Below are 13,725 nucleotides of genomic sequence, written 5' to 3'. Positions count from 1 at the left end.
ATCCGGTCAACATGTCCAAGCATCAAGATCACAATCGTGATCTTAATTCAGGCCGTTTCTGCACCATAATACAGCGATACCACATGGCGCGCTTCGGCAAAGAAAAGCCAGCGCTCCACGACAATACCGGCACTCATGCATATTGCGGCAACAAAGCAGGCCACGACAACCGACGGCCCACTCAACAGATAGGCCACCACCAGCAGCAGCACCGGCACCATGAAAGCGCACAAATGCACGATGCGGCGCAATTTCGCGGCATGTTTGCGGGCAATCTTGAAGCCCATTTCTTGTTGCAGATAGTTTTCTTCCGTGTGTGGCCCATCAAGCAGCCGGATCGTTTCCCCTTTGAGCCCGGTGGCCGATTTCGGCGTTGAAGGGTGCTGCGTGGTATCGATAAACCGCCAGTACATCCGTTTCACACGCCAGGCGACCAGAAGACTAACCGCTGCAAAGGCAAGATATGGTTTGTCGATCCCAACCGTCACCGAAAGCAATGCAGCGACCCAGACGGCACCGGATGAAAGCCCCAAAATTAAATATACCGAGACCGTCCACTTGTTCGACCACTGATGTACCGTTTTCAGACTGCGATATATCATTGCCGTTGAAAAAATCGTTGCCAATGCCAGCGCTGCGGACATGCCCGCCGATATGCCGCCGAGCCCGGACAAGTCACCCTCGACAATCCAGAAATAGGCCAGTGCAAACCAAGGAACGTACGTCAGGACGGACAGCCCCCCTTCGCGTGACAGCCAGCTTGAACGCCATTGCGTCAGCGCCCGCCATGCCCGTTCGGGGTGACCGAGATGAAACATCGAGGACAGCAAGCCCGACGTCACAAGCAAAAATGCTAGCCCCAAACTGACAATGCCAAAAGTTTTATCCAGTGGCACCACCTGCCACGACGCCATCATCGAGAGGACGATCAACATGCCGTAACCGGCGCCGGATGCCGTCGTAAAGAAAATAACGGAAAATGCTGGGTGCATGACTTACCTCGAAAGCGCGCGGTCGATCCAACGCAGGATCGGGTTGTCGGCACCGGGAGTAGCTGGCAATTCATTCGGCATACCATTTTCGTCCGCCTTGTTGCGGCGTGGACGTGGTGGCAAATATTTATTGGTCGGCTTGTAGCCCATTTCTGCCATCAGGTCGTACCCTTGGCGCTCGGCGACAAGCTTGGATACGGCGGAATCAGGATCGCTGAAATCGCCGAAATGCCGGGCACTGGCCGGACACGTGGATACACACGCCGGCACTCGATCTACTTGATCCATGTTCTCATTATATATCCGGTCAATGCAAAGCGTGCACTTCTTCATCACACCTTCGTCGGCGTCGTACTCACGAGCGCCATAAGGGCAAGCCCAACTGCATAACTTGCAACCGATGCACTTGCTCTCGTTGACAAGCACGATGCCGTCTTCCTCGCGCTTGAAACTGGCGCCGGTCGGGCAAACAGTGACACAGGCCGCGTCCTCGCAATGCAGACAAGATTTTGGAAAATGCACCGTCCGCGATGGCTCCCCCTCTCCGGGAGAGGCTTCAAAGGTATGGATGCGGTTGAACCATACACCGATCGGCTTCGCGCCGTACGGGTCTTTATCGGTCAGCGGCGCAGCATGGCCGCCGGAGTTCCATTCCTTGCAGTTTACAGCACAGGCATGGCACCCGACGCAGATATCCAGATCAATGACCAGGCCGAGTTTCTTTTGCGTCGTGGCGGGCAGCATCGTCATGACGTGCGCCCTTTCCGGAAGTCCGCGCCATACCTCAGCTTAACCGGTACCGACTTGAGCCCGGCCGGCTTATGAGTCGGCTCGAACTGCGGGAAACTCTCGGCCTCTTCCGCCGCTTCGGCCTTGCGGACCCGAACCCTGAGATCGTACCACGCCGCCTGTCCCGTTACCGGATCGGCATTGGCGTACCGATACCCGTCTTCGCGTGGCGGCAATAGCTCTGATATCACATGATTGAGCAGGAAGCCTTTCTTTGATTCGCCCGCATCATTGTCCAGATTCCACGCCCCCGAGCGTTTACCGATGGCATTCCAGGTCCAGACTGTCGAGGATTCAACGCCCTCCATCAAAGCTACCTGGACACGGATGCGACCGTGATAGCTTTCAACCCAGGCCCAGTCGTTGTCCTTGATCTCAAGCTCTGCCGCGGCGTCAGCGTTCATATACAATTTGTTGGAATTGGTAATCTGCCGCAGCCATGCGTTCTGCGAACCCCATGAATGGTACATATGCATTGGCCGCTGTGTCAGCGCATGCATCGGATACTGGTCGAGATCGATCATAGAATGCTCAAACGGCGGATACCAGATCGGCATCGGGTCGAAATAAGCATCGATACGCGCGCGTTCACGTTCCGGCGGCTGGATATCGCCATGACCACGTGCGGCATTGCGGAACTTCTGCATAACCTCGGAATATATCTGCAGCACAATAGGTTCACTGCTGCCGATGAAGCCGACACTTTTAGCCCATTCCAAATAAGACTTGTTGGCGAACTTGAAGAACTTCTGGTCATCATCCAAATGGTGCGACCAGAAGCAGCCGTTCTCGATATATCTCTCCAACTGGTTTGGGTTGACCGCCCCCTTGCCATGTTGATCGCCGTCTTCACCACGCCAACCGGCAAGCGGGCCTATACCCGGGCCGCGTTCATGATTGACGATGTAATCCGGATAACCGCCCGGATACTTGGGTTTGCCGTCCTCATCTGTCATGCCCGGCAGTTTGAGCCGTGCACCAAGATCCAGTAGCACGGTCTGGAACGGGCGCACATCGCGATCAAGTTCAACGATCGGTTGACGAATGGCATCCTGCGCCGCATCGGCTTCGCAAATCGGACGGTCGAGAAGCGAAATACAGTCCCAGCGCTCCAGATATGTGGTATCCGGAAGCACCAGATCTGCATAGGGGATCATTTCCGAATAATAAGCATCGGAATAAATGATCCGAGGAATTTTATACTCTCCCGTTTGTTCATCGACATCGGTCAACATCTCGATGGTGCCGGATGTGTTCATCGACGAATTCCAGCTCATGTTGGCCATAAACATGAACAGGGTATCGATCGGGTATGGATCACCCTTCCATGCATTGCTGATGACCATATGCATCAATCCATGCGAGGACAGCGGAAACTCCCACGAGAACGCCTTGTCGATGCGGCCGGGCTTGCCTTCGCTATCGACGATCAGATCTTCGGGACCGGTCGGAAATCCAAGCGGCGGTCCGCCGAGTGGTTGCCCCGCGTGCACCGTACCGGGCTTGCCAGCTGGCTTGAGCGCCGGCGGGATCGCCTTCGGAAACGGTGGTTTGTTCCTGAAGCCACCCGGGCAATCGACGCTGCCGATAAGGGTCTGTAACAGATGTATGGCACGGCATGTATGAAAGCCGTTCGAGTGTGCGGAAATTCCGCGCATGGCATGCATGGCAACGGGGCGGCCGACGAACTTGTCATGTTTTCGTCCATACGCATCGACCCAAGGGGTATTGATTTCGATACTTTCCTTGAAGGCAACATGTGCGATCTCGGCGGCAATCCGGCGGATGGTTTCAGCCGGAATGCCCGTCTGCTCCGCAACCGCTTCCGGGGCATATTTTGCATCGAGATAGCGCGCTGCCATCAACTGGAATGACGGCATACAAGCGCGACCGTCTTCCAACGTCACATTCCCGGCCAGTACCGGGTGCGCCGAGATATCCATGGCCGAAACACAAGCTTTCTTCTCGCCGTCCCAGACCAGTGGGTTCCCCTCTTCATCGCGGGCGAACAGACCATCATCGGCATCGCCAGGATTCTGAATGACCAGCCACGCCGCATTTGAATACGTCGCCAGATATTGCTCGTCGATATTGCCGGTTCTGAGGAGTTCATGGATCAGCGACATGACGAACAAACCGTCCGTACCCGGCTTGATACCCAGCCATTCATCGGCGATGGCGGAGTAACCGGTACGCACAGGATTGACGGAAACGAACTTGGCGCCCCGGTTCTTGAGCTTGCTGAGCCCCATTTTGATCGGGTTGGAATCGTGATCTTCGGCGACACCGAACATAAGGAAATATTTCGCGCGGCCCCAATCCGGCTCGCCGAACTCCCAGAACGACCCGCCAATCGAATACAGTCCGGCCGCCGCCATGTTCACGGAACAGAAGCCGCCGTGCGCAGCGTGGTTGGGTGTGCCGAACTGACTAGCCCACCAGCCGGTCAACGATTGCGACTGATCGCGGCCGGTGAAAAACGCCAGTTTCTTCGGGTCCGTATCGCGGATGCGTCCCAGCCAGTCGCTGGCGATTTCCAGCGCCTCATCCCATTCGATTTCGGCGAATTCCCCCGAGCCGCGGGGGCCGACACGCTTTAACGGTTTCGTCAGCTTCGCAGGTGAATGCTGCGTCATGATCCCGGCAGATCCCTTGGCACACAAAACGCCTCGGTTGATTGGATGATCTTTATTGCCCTGGATATAACGGATTTGGCCGTCTTTCAGGTGCACCTTAATGCCACAACGGCAGGCACACATGTAGCACGTCGTGGTTTTAATCTCGTCGGCAACCGCGGGGGACGTATCGACTACGTTATCCCGACCACTCATGCCATGCTACCAGCGTCGTTACCGTCATTTCGGGACGCTGCCTTTCGGCATGCCGGCCCCTCTCCGCGCATATACGTGCGGCTGGGCTGATAGCCGCCCATAATATAACGAACAGATGCCAAAATTTTCATGCGTATCTTTGACGGTAAAAAAAACGGGGCGGCACCGAACATGGGCATCCTCTTTCTATAATAAATGTGCTGGATCAAAACTTTCATAGGGTTTTGCCAAAAGTTTATTCATTAGTCTAATTAATAATAATTGTAACATTAACATATTTTGATGATTGTTTGCGCCGCCGCGAAATCGCTCAGGCTTACTGTGCGTTACAGAACCCGGCTTCGTCACATGGACGTCGGTCGCGGGTGGAACCCCCATGAGTTAGCGGTCTGAGAAAGAACCTAACTCTGCCCAGCGGGAATGTAGCGTTTCAGAAATGCCTGCCCGCTTGCAGCATGGAGGTATTCAATCGCGCAGCCGAGCATACGATCCTTGGCTTCGCCGATTTCCGGGCACTTCGCTTCCGCGATCCGAGGCTCTCGACGTTTAAGGCTGTTAACCTGTGCCGGAATAGCACCCGGCAAATCCGCTTCGCGCGTGGCTGCTTCCGGATTGTCGACATCTGCATCCGTATAGATGTTTATGTCCGGCATGACGCCCAAAGCCTGCAACGTCTGATTGGCCGGCGAATAATACAACGCCGTGGTTAGCCGCAGCGCGCCTTCCAGCGGCATCGGCATAATCGTCTGGACGGACCCTTTGCCGAACGTCCGCCGCCCCATAATGATCGCCCGGCCATGATACTGCAGCGCACTTGCGACAATCTCGGATGCCGATGCCGAGCCTTGATTGACCAGCACAACCATCGGCACGCCTGCAAGGGCATCACCCGGATCGGCATAGAACGCCCGTTCATCACGACCGTCGCGGCCCTTGATGGCAACAATCTTGCCCTCTTCAAGAAAAGCGTCAGCGACGATCACGGACTGGTTCAACAAACCGCCAGGATTGTTTCTGAGATCGACAACGACGCCGCGCAATCCAGCACCCATTTTCTCGGTGATGTCATTCAGCGCGGCATTGATGCCTTCCTTGGTTTTTTCATTGAACCGCGTGATGCGGATATAACCGATATCGCCTTCGATACGATACCTGACTGATTTCACCTCAATGATGTCCCTGACAATGCGGATGTCAAAATCTTCAACACCCGAGCGGCGCACGGTGACGGTCATCGCTTCGCCGGGCTTGCCACGCATCATGCGAACGGCGTCGCGCAGGCTTTTGCCCTTTATCGCAATGCCATCGCAATGAGTGATCAGATCGCCGGCCAGAATACCCGCCCGCTCAGCCGGGGTATCCTCTATCGGGGCAATGACCTTAACCAGATCGTTTTCCATTGTGATCTGGATTCCCAACCCGCCGAATTCACCCTTGGTGCTGGCAAAGCTGTCGCGGAATTCTTCGGCATTCAAATAACTCGAATGCGGGTCGAGCCCCTTCAGCATACGGTGCAAGGCATTTTCGACGACCTTTTCCGCAGGCATAGTGCCCGGCTCGTCCTTCTGTTCCTTGACCCCGGCTATGGCTTCATTGATTAGCTTGGCATCATCGATCTCATAAACATAATTGGCCCGTACCCGCCGGTAGGCAAAGTTAAAATAATCCAGCCGTTCACGATCCGATGCATCGACGACATAGGTGTCATATACACGGGCAAACCGCTCAAGTTCATGACGCGTAACTTCAGGGAGCTGACTGGCCCCCTCGTTCATCGCCATAACGACACGGCCGATGGCTGACTGGTTCGTTACGCAAGCCGTAATCACCGAAAACAGAAGCACGCCCAGCAAACCGGCCAATAGAATTTTCGGCATGCGCCGTGGCATGCGTTTGACCGGCTTCACGCTGGGAATACGAGACGACAAATTCAACCGTCCTTGTTAATCTGCTCTATCAATTCGCCGAGCACGCGCTCGGAATCGTCATTATCGATCTGGCAGGTGCCGGCATTTTCATGACCACCGCCACCGTATTTCAACATCAATTCGCCGACATTGGTTTTAGACGTTCGGTTCAGGATCGATTTCCCCGTCGCCAGTACAGTATTCAGTTTATTCAGCCCCCACATCACATGGATGGAGATGTTGCATTCTGGAAACAGCGCATAAATCATGAACCGGTTGCCGGCATAAATTGTCTCTTCATCACGGATGTCGAGGACAACAAGATTATTATGCACGGTTGAGCACCGCTTGATCTGCTCCTTGAACTTGCCTTCGTGTTCGAAATACAAATCGATGCGTTCCTTGACGTCCGGCAGGGCGACGATTTCGTCAACACTGTGGTCACGGCAGTAATCGATCAGTTGCATCATGAGTTGGTAGTTGGAAACGCGGAACTCACGAAAACGGCCAAGACCGGTACGGCTGTCCATCAGCATATTGAGCAAATCCCAACCGGCGGGCTTGAGAATTTCCTGCTCCGAGAACTGCGCGCTATCGCCCTTGTCGACAGCAACCATCATGTCCTCGGCAATTTTCGGGAACTTTTCCTTACCGCCGTAATAGTCATAGACAACCCGCGCCGCCGATGGCGCATTCGGGTCGATAATATGATTTTCGGGTTTGTCGCCGATACGGATGGTTTCGCTGAGATGGTGGTCAAACGCCAGGTGAACACCTTCCACATACGGCAAATTGGTTGTGATATCGTTGTCCGAAATCAGTATCGTTCCGTCCTGCATGTCTTTCGGGTGGACAAATTTAATGTCATCGATAATGCCTAAATCCTTCAACAGAACGGCGCACACCAATCCATCGAAATCGCTTCGTGTCACCAGTCTGTATGTCTTGTCGCCCATCCGAGGCCTCCCTGCTTGTCACATTATAAATTCGGTTGAAAAGTTTATCGCAGATTGTGGGTCGGCCTGCCACTGTATGGCAAGTGTCTATTGCATTTTGTCTAGGCTGAGCCGTGATTTATGCCATGCCGGAACCAGATTGAACCGGCGAAAAGCGCCACGGCACCTGCCTGATGCGCCGCTGCAAGCGGGATCGGCACGACCAAAAGTAAAGTCGATATTCCAAGCGCAACCTGAAGGAGGGCAAGTGCGAAAAGTACGTTGGCGCGCAGCCGTGTTCGCAGGTCTGCTTTTCTTGAAGCAAACCATGTGATGACCACAACAATGAACGTAGAAATAGCGAGCCAGCGGTGGTCGAACTGAACGGTCGGGATGTCTTCGAAAAAGTTCAGATACCACGGGCTGATCTGAAAACCTTCGCTCGGATAGAATTCCCCCAGCATCAGCGGGAACGTGTTGTAAATCAGACCGGCGTTCAACCCGGCGACCAGGGCTCCGCTGAACGCCGTCACGAAAACCAGCAAGACTGTCAGCGAAGAAAGCCTTACAAGCAATTGCGGCGCGGCCTCGCCTACTGGCTCCAGCAGATCGAGCGCAAACCACATGCCAATCCCGATAATAAGAAACGCCATCATCAGATGAATGGCCAAACGGTACTGGCTGACATCCGGGTGGTCGACAAGTCCGCTTTTGACCATCCACCAGCCGATCAGCCCCTGCATCCCGCCCAAGACGAACAGAATGATCAGCCGCATCATCAACTTTTTACCGATCCAGCGCTTGACCAGAAAAACGCAGAATGGGATTGCAAACGCCAATCCGATCAACCGCCCCCAAAGCCGGTGCAGATATTCAAGCCAGAAAATCTCCTTGAACTGATCAAGGCTCATCCCCGCGTTGACCTTGAGGTATTCCGGCGAAGCACGGTATCCATCGAACTGAGCCTGCCAGGCGGCTTCAGTCAGCGGTGGGAGCCATCCTGTTACCGGACGCCAGTCTGTCATCGAAAGGCCGGATTCTGTGAGCCGCGTGAACCCGCCGAGAACGACCATCGCAAAGACCATCACACAGATCGTGATCAGCCAAAATCCGATGATCCGTATGGCGTTATCCGTCTGTCCGCGCGGAGCTTGGGAAGACACGTTCATATTCCTCATTTCGTGATCAAGCAGGTAGAGGATCGGGCCTTGTTTGTCCATCCTTGATCCGCGATAAACGCCGATGTGTGGTTTTTTTATCCGTAATTTTGGCACTGTTTAAAATATGAACGAAAGTGACATCAGTATTCATCCGGTGATGCTTGTCGGGGCCGGCCCCGGCGACCCCGACCTGTTGACCGTCAAGGCGCACAGGCTGCTGAGCTCAGTCGATGTCATTGTTTATGACCGTCTGGTCGCGAAACCAATCCTGGCGCTGATCCCGGATTCAACGGAAAAGATCTTTGCCGGGAAACGTGCATCGAACCATTACATGCCACAGGAAGATATTAACAATCTGCTGGTCGATCTTGCCCGCGTCGGGAAAAAAGTGATGCGTCTCAAGGGCGGCGATCCGTTCGTCTTCGGCCGCGGTGGTGAAGAAGCCCTGCATCTCGTCAGCCACGGTATCCCGTTCGAAGTCGTCCCCGGCATCACATCGTCCGCCGGGTGTGCCGCCTATGCCGGCATACCGTTGACGCATCGCGGTCTGGCGCAAGGGGTCCGCTTCGTGACCGGCCACAGCAAAGGCGATGAGCCGTTAAATCTGGACTGGCGTAGTCTGGCCGACCCTGAAACCACACTGGTCGTCTATATGGGCATGTCCAACGTTCAGGAAATTTCCGGCAAGTTGATCGCCAATGGCCTCAGCAACGACACACCTGTTGCGGTCATCAACATGGGCACCCGCCCTTCGCAGAAAACTTTGATCACAACCCTGTCGGCATTGCCGCAATCCATTGCCGCCGCCGAGATAAAAGGCGCGACGCTGTTCGTGATCGGTCGTGTTGTGACCCTCGCGGAAGAATTGACCTGGTTTGGCGAAGCCGCGACCCTGTAAATAAGATTACATATCGCGATCGAGCGCTCGCGCCAGGACCATATAGACCTTGCCCATATCGGATGACAGGAACGTCGCGTGCAGCATGCTGTTCGGGTCGCGCTTGGATGCCTCATCAAGCAGCATTTCGAACTCTTCGAGATAGCGCGTAACGTATTCGCGGAAGGTGCTGTCTTCCTGATAAGTCTGACGGATTTGCTGCAGCTTGGCCCGCTCGCGGAAGCCGAGAAGTTTGCGGACGAATATCCCCTTCTCGCCCTTGTTGAAGCGCCGCCAGTCTTCTTCGGAGACCTGCGTTTCCAACACCCGGCTCACATCGACGGCCAAGGATTGCAGCCGTTCTGATATGAATGTTGCCTGACGGGTAAATTCCTCAAGGCTCGTCTTGTCAGTCCGTTCTGTGAGAGTGGCCAGCAACGCCGACGCTTCATTCGAAGCCGTTCGCACCTCCTCTGTCCGACTATCGAGGACCTGATTTATTTCGTGCGATTTGCGCGCCACATCGTCCGTCGCCTTCGACAGTGCATCGACGTGCGAGCGGACCGATTTGTCCCAGGCCCCGACTTTGCCAAGTGCGACATCCGTCGTACTTGAAAGTTCCTGAGCACGGCGTGCCAACGCTTCACCAAGCGCTTCAAGGCCGCGTTCGGCGCGATTGTACGTGGTAGTGAGATCCTGCAATTGACGGCGCAGCCCCTCGGTGCCGCCCTCTAACTGCTCAACAATGGAATCCGTTCGGTCGCCGGACTCGTGGATTTGCGTCCTGAGGACTTCCGAAGCCCGCGTCAGCTTGGACACATTGAGATCGGATGCCATTGATGCTTCAGACGCACGTTGACCAATCACTTCGCCGACACGTTCCAAACGTTCGACAGCGTCTTCGCTGGTCGTCTCGAGAATATTGCCGCGATGTTTGAGGCTGTCGGTCGCTTCTTCAAGTTGCGCCGTCGCCTTACGGGCGACAATGCTGACTTCCTGGAAACGCTCGCGGAGCGCCTGGCCGACTTCCGCCATCTCCTGAACCCCCCGTTGCGAGGCATCACTAAGGTCCCTTGCTCCGTCGCGCAGTTCCACATTTACGGTTTCAACCTGACTGGAAGCACGTTCAGCAGCTTGCTGTACCTCACCGCTGTGGCGCTGCAGAGCATCCGAAACGAGCCCCATCAATTGCGAAGCCCGGTCCGCAGTCGTACTCATTTCATGCGAACGGGACTGCATTTCCTCACCAACACGGCTCAGCCGCGCCGCCGCTTCGTTGGATGAATTGGTCAGACCGGACACCTGTTGATTCAAAAGATCTGAGAACCGTTGAACATGCGCCGTCGCTGACTCGTATGTACCTGTCAGTTCCTGCGAGCTCTTGTGCAGAATTTGACCGACATCGCTCATACGCTCGCGGGTTTTCTCCAATGAACTGTCAAGTTCGAGATGATTTTGCTTCAGTGAACCGGAAATACCGGCAAGGTTCTCTGCCGCCCTGTCGGTGGCACCGGTTGCGGTTTCCACTTCCCGCATCAGCCGGCGCCCGACATCCTCGAGTCTGCTAAGTGCATCAGACGACGTTTCGCGCATCTGTGTTGCGCTCTTCTGCATCGCATTCGCCGTCAGCTCGACACGGCCGGTTGCATGATCCGCGGCCGATGACAATTCACCTGTACCGGCCTGCAGGATTTCCCCGGCATCGACAAGACGCCGGCGCACCGTATCGCTGACGGAATCGATCTGTATGGCACGTTCCTTTATGACATCGCCGACACCTTCGATTTCGGCATAAGCGCGTCCGGAAATCGTACCCAGGTCCTCGGACTGCTTGTGCAGCAGGTCGGTAACAAGATTTAGAAGCTGTGCCGCCCGGTCGGAAGCCTGGGCAACCTGTTGTGCCCGGTTCTCAAGCACATGGCCGACTTTGTCGATATCTTCGATCGCCAGATCTGAAACCTTATCCAGCAGACCGGCATTGTTGGAGAATATTTCGGAAACGGCGCCAATCTGTGCCGATGCCTGATCCGACGCCGACAGCAAATCCCGCAAGCGTTCGCTCAAGTCTTCGCCGACGGCAACCAGCCGCGACTTCGCGGTGTTGCTTGAATGATCGATATTCGTGGTTTCACGACGAATAACTTCACCTGCATCGGCAAGGATATTGGCTGATTTTGCCGACACCAGAGCCAATCTATCTGCGTGGTTCTGCAGGGTTTCGCTGACGCGTTCGATGCCCTGCTCCGCCTTGGCAGAGACAGCCCCCAATTCCTGCACCTGATCCTTGGCTTGGCGACCGAGGTCCGAAATCGTGCGTTGCGCATGTGTCGTGGTTTCAACAACCTTGCCGAGGTCCTCGTTCGTGGCTCTGGCCACTTCGGAAACCCCCTCAGCGCCGAGACGGACCGCAGAGGCACTGTGGTTTAGAGCATGCGCAGCCCGTGTCACGTCGGCGACCCCCTTGTCCGTCGACTGAGTGACTTCGGATACGGTATCGCTTAACAATTCGCTCAATCTTGAAAGCCGCGCATCCGCGGTATCGGCAACGGTGTCGATATCGGCCGAACGGCGGCGCAGGGCTTCCCCAGCCTCATCAAGCCGCAGAACACTCTGGTTGGCGGTGCGCGCCATGTTACCCGCTTGTTCGCCAAGCGCATCACCGGCTTCACTAAAGCGCTCGATGGAACGTTCAGTCGTCTCGTCGACTTGTGCCGAGCGGCGGCGCATCTCCTCTCCGACGCGCGCCACTTCGCCAAGCACACGTTCCGTGATCGTCGACAACTCATCTGAATCGCGCCGCAGCACGTTACCGACGTTCTCGGCCCGTTCCGCTGCTGTATCTGCCGCTTCTGACATTTCACGTGCCTGAAGGCGGAAGGCCTCTCCGGTACCTCGCACACGTTCCGTCACCTGTTGCGATGTCGCTTCAAGCCGGCGGGCATCCTCACGGAGCGCATCGCCCACGTCCTGCACATCGGCAACGACCTTGTCCGAGGTTTTCGACAGCACATGCGTCTGGTGCGCTAGGTTGTCCTCGATATCCTTGGTCCGGCTCTGCACCCGGTCCGCTGTCGACACCAGATCGGTGGCCTGACGCTGCAGAAGATCACGCATCCGCTCAATCTGCGTCAAGGCCTCGGTATTCCGCTTCGACATGTCTTCGGCGCTATCGCCTAGCATCGCCGCACTGGAGCGCATCCGCCGGTCCGCCTCGCCGGAAATATCGACAAGTTCGGCAATCCGGTCACGTACCGCTTCGCCGATTGCCTGCAGGGTGCTTGTCGTATCTTCGGCACGGGAGTTGGCCTCGTTCATACTTTCCTTGAGCGCATCGGTGCGATCGTCGAACAAGGAAGCAGTTTCCTGCGCGCGTTGCGAAGCCGTGTTCGCCGCCAGATACAGTTCCTGGGCGCGTTTGCCGATGACATCCGTCAAGTCCTCGGCTCTCGACGAGGCCCGATCAGAGGATACCGTCAAATCGTAAGCATGCTTCTGCAGCACTTCGCCGACATCGCGCGCGCGTTCAGTTGCATTATCGCTAGCCTGTGCCAGATCTTCCGTCTGCCGGCGCAGCGCGTCGGCGACTGCATGGGCCCGTAAATCCGCATCTTCGGAGACGCGTGAAAGCTCCAGTGCGCGTTCGCGGACCAGCTTGCTGACGGCTTCGCCGCGCCGCATCGCTTCCTCGGTCGCACGGTTGAGGTCCTTGGTCTGCTGGCGAAGCGAGTCCGTCACTTCACGCAGTCGCGATTCCGCATGGTCGCTGGGATAGATCATCTGACGCATCTGCCAGCGCAGCGCGGCAGCTTCATGCTGGATGCTGGCGCCTCGCTGATAGGAAATAACCACGACCCACAACAACGCCACGGGCGTGGCGACACCGGCGGCAAGACCGCCCAGTTCATGAGGCAACAAAGCCGCCAGATTATTCCAGCCGAGGTTCAGTTCGACAAACTGATACGAGAACCAGAACCAGGCCGCCGTCGCGGCGGCGGCACCCAGCGGCAGCAGTTTCCAGCGGATCCACAATGGGCTCGGCGGCTCAAGCAGGACGTCTTCAAGCGCGCCGGATGAGGGAAGGATAACGTCATGGCCATCCGTAATCATCGCATCCAGACTGTCCGCGATACCTTTCTGCGGATTCTCGGCGGCATTGTCCGTCTTGCCGGCAGCTTTGTCTGCCATGATCCCAACCTCCGGGCATTTTCAGGGTCATCAATGTTAAGGCGCAATA

At 56.0% G+C, this 13,725-nt stretch carries 8 protein-coding genes; 1 reads left to right on the top strand and 7 read right to left on the bottom strand.

The window, feature by feature from the left end; all coding sequences use genetic code 11:
• Positions 1-47 precede the first annotated feature (47 nt).
• From L2D14_09585 to L2D14_09560, 6 genes are all read right to left on the bottom strand, one after another.
• The gene (locus L2D14_09585) at positions 48-992 is read right to left on the bottom strand and encodes a DmsC/YnfH family molybdoenzyme membrane anchor subunit (protein WNJ98132.1); all 945 of its coding nucleotides are present in this window, start codon (positions 990-992) and stop codon (positions 48-50) included.
• 3 nt (positions 993-995) lie between these two features.
• Positions 996-1,742 carry a 4Fe-4S dicluster domain-containing protein gene (locus L2D14_09580; protein ID WNJ98131.1) on the bottom strand — a complete coding sequence of 249 codons (747 nt, stop codon included), beginning with the start codon at positions 1,740-1,742 and terminating at the stop codon, positions 996-998.
• Positions 1,739-4,612 carry a molybdopterin oxidoreductase family protein gene (locus L2D14_09575; GenBank protein ID WNJ98130.1) on the bottom strand — a complete coding sequence of 958 codons (2,874 nt, stop codon included), beginning with the start codon at positions 4,610-4,612 and terminating at the stop codon, positions 1,739-1,741. Before L2D14_09575 ends, L2D14_09580 begins: the two co-directional genes overlap by 4 nt.
• Before the next feature lie 401 nt (positions 4,613-5,013).
• Positions 5,014-6,501: a S41 family peptidase gene (locus L2D14_09570; protein ID WNJ98129.1), complete on the bottom strand. Its 1,488-nt coding sequence runs from the start codon at positions 6,499-6,501 to the stop codon at positions 5,014-5,016.
• Between the two features lie 41 nt (positions 6,502-6,542).
• A complete protein-coding gene (locus L2D14_09565) occupies positions 6,543-7,475 on the bottom strand; it encodes an exopolyphosphatase (protein ID WNJ98128.1) in 933 nt (310 codons plus the stop codon).
• A gap of 101 nt (positions 7,476-7,576) precedes the next feature.
• Positions 7,577-8,623 carry a COX15/CtaA family protein gene (locus L2D14_09560; GenBank protein WNK01671.1) on the bottom strand — a complete coding sequence of 349 codons (1,047 nt, stop codon included), beginning with the start codon at positions 8,621-8,623 and terminating at the stop codon, positions 7,577-7,579.
• 115 nt (positions 8,624-8,738) lie between these two features.
• Between L2D14_09560 and cobA the strand changes: the two genes are divergently transcribed.
• On the top strand, positions 8,739-9,512 hold the full coding sequence (gene cobA / locus L2D14_09555) for a uroporphyrinogen-III C-methyltransferase (GenBank protein ID WNJ98127.1): 774 nt from the start codon (positions 8,739-8,741) through the stop codon (positions 9,510-9,512).
• A 6-nt stretch (positions 9,513-9,518) separates the two neighbouring features.
• Here cobA and L2D14_09550 read toward each other — a convergent pair whose 3' ends face one another.
• Positions 9,519-13,676 (bottom strand): hypothetical protein, encoded by a 4,158-nt coding sequence (locus tag L2D14_09550; GenBank protein WNJ98126.1) that lies wholly within the window; start codon positions 13,674-13,676, stop codon positions 9,519-9,521.
• Between the last annotated feature and the right edge of the window lie 49 nt (positions 13,677-13,725).

It is taken from the genome of Thalassospiraceae bacterium LMO-JJ14 (assembly GCA_021555105.2).
Classification (GTDB): domain Bacteria; phylum Pseudomonadota; class Alphaproteobacteria; order Rhodospirillales; family Casp-alpha2; genus UBA4479.
Note: the sequence above shows the minus strand (reverse complement) of the source record. Positions and strands in the feature narration are given on the sequence as shown.

Bases quoted from the DNA above. Each gene is read 5' to 3' on its own strand.
- L2D14_09565 (WNJ98128.1), bottom strand. From the start codon at position 7,475: ATGGGCGACAAGACATACAGACTGGTGACACGAAGCGATTTCGATGGA.
- L2D14_09570 (WNJ98129.1), bottom strand. From the start codon at position 6,501: ATGCCACGGCGCATGCCGAAAATTCTATTGGCCGGTTTGCTGGGCGTG.
- L2D14_09550 (WNJ98126.1), bottom strand. From the start codon at position 13,676: ATGGCAGACAAAGCTGCCGGCAAGACGGACAATGCCGCCGAGAATCCG.
- cobA (WNJ98127.1), top strand. From the start codon at position 8,739: ATGAACGAAAGTGACATCAGTATTCATCCGGTGATGCTTGTCGGGGCC.
- L2D14_09585 (WNJ98132.1), bottom strand. From the start codon at position 992: ATGCACCCAGCATTTTCCGTTATTTTCTTTACGACGGCATCCGGCGCC.
- L2D14_09575 (WNJ98130.1), bottom strand. From the start codon at position 4,612: ATGAGTGGTCGGGATAACGTAGTCGATACGTCCCCCGCGGTTGCCGAC.
- L2D14_09580 (WNJ98131.1), bottom strand. From the start codon at position 1,742: ATGACGATGCTGCCCGCCACGACGCAAAAGAAACTCGGCCTGGTCATT.
- L2D14_09560 (WNK01671.1), bottom strand. From the start codon at position 8,623: ATGAACGTGTCTTCCCAAGCTCCGCGCGGACAGACGGATAACGCCATA.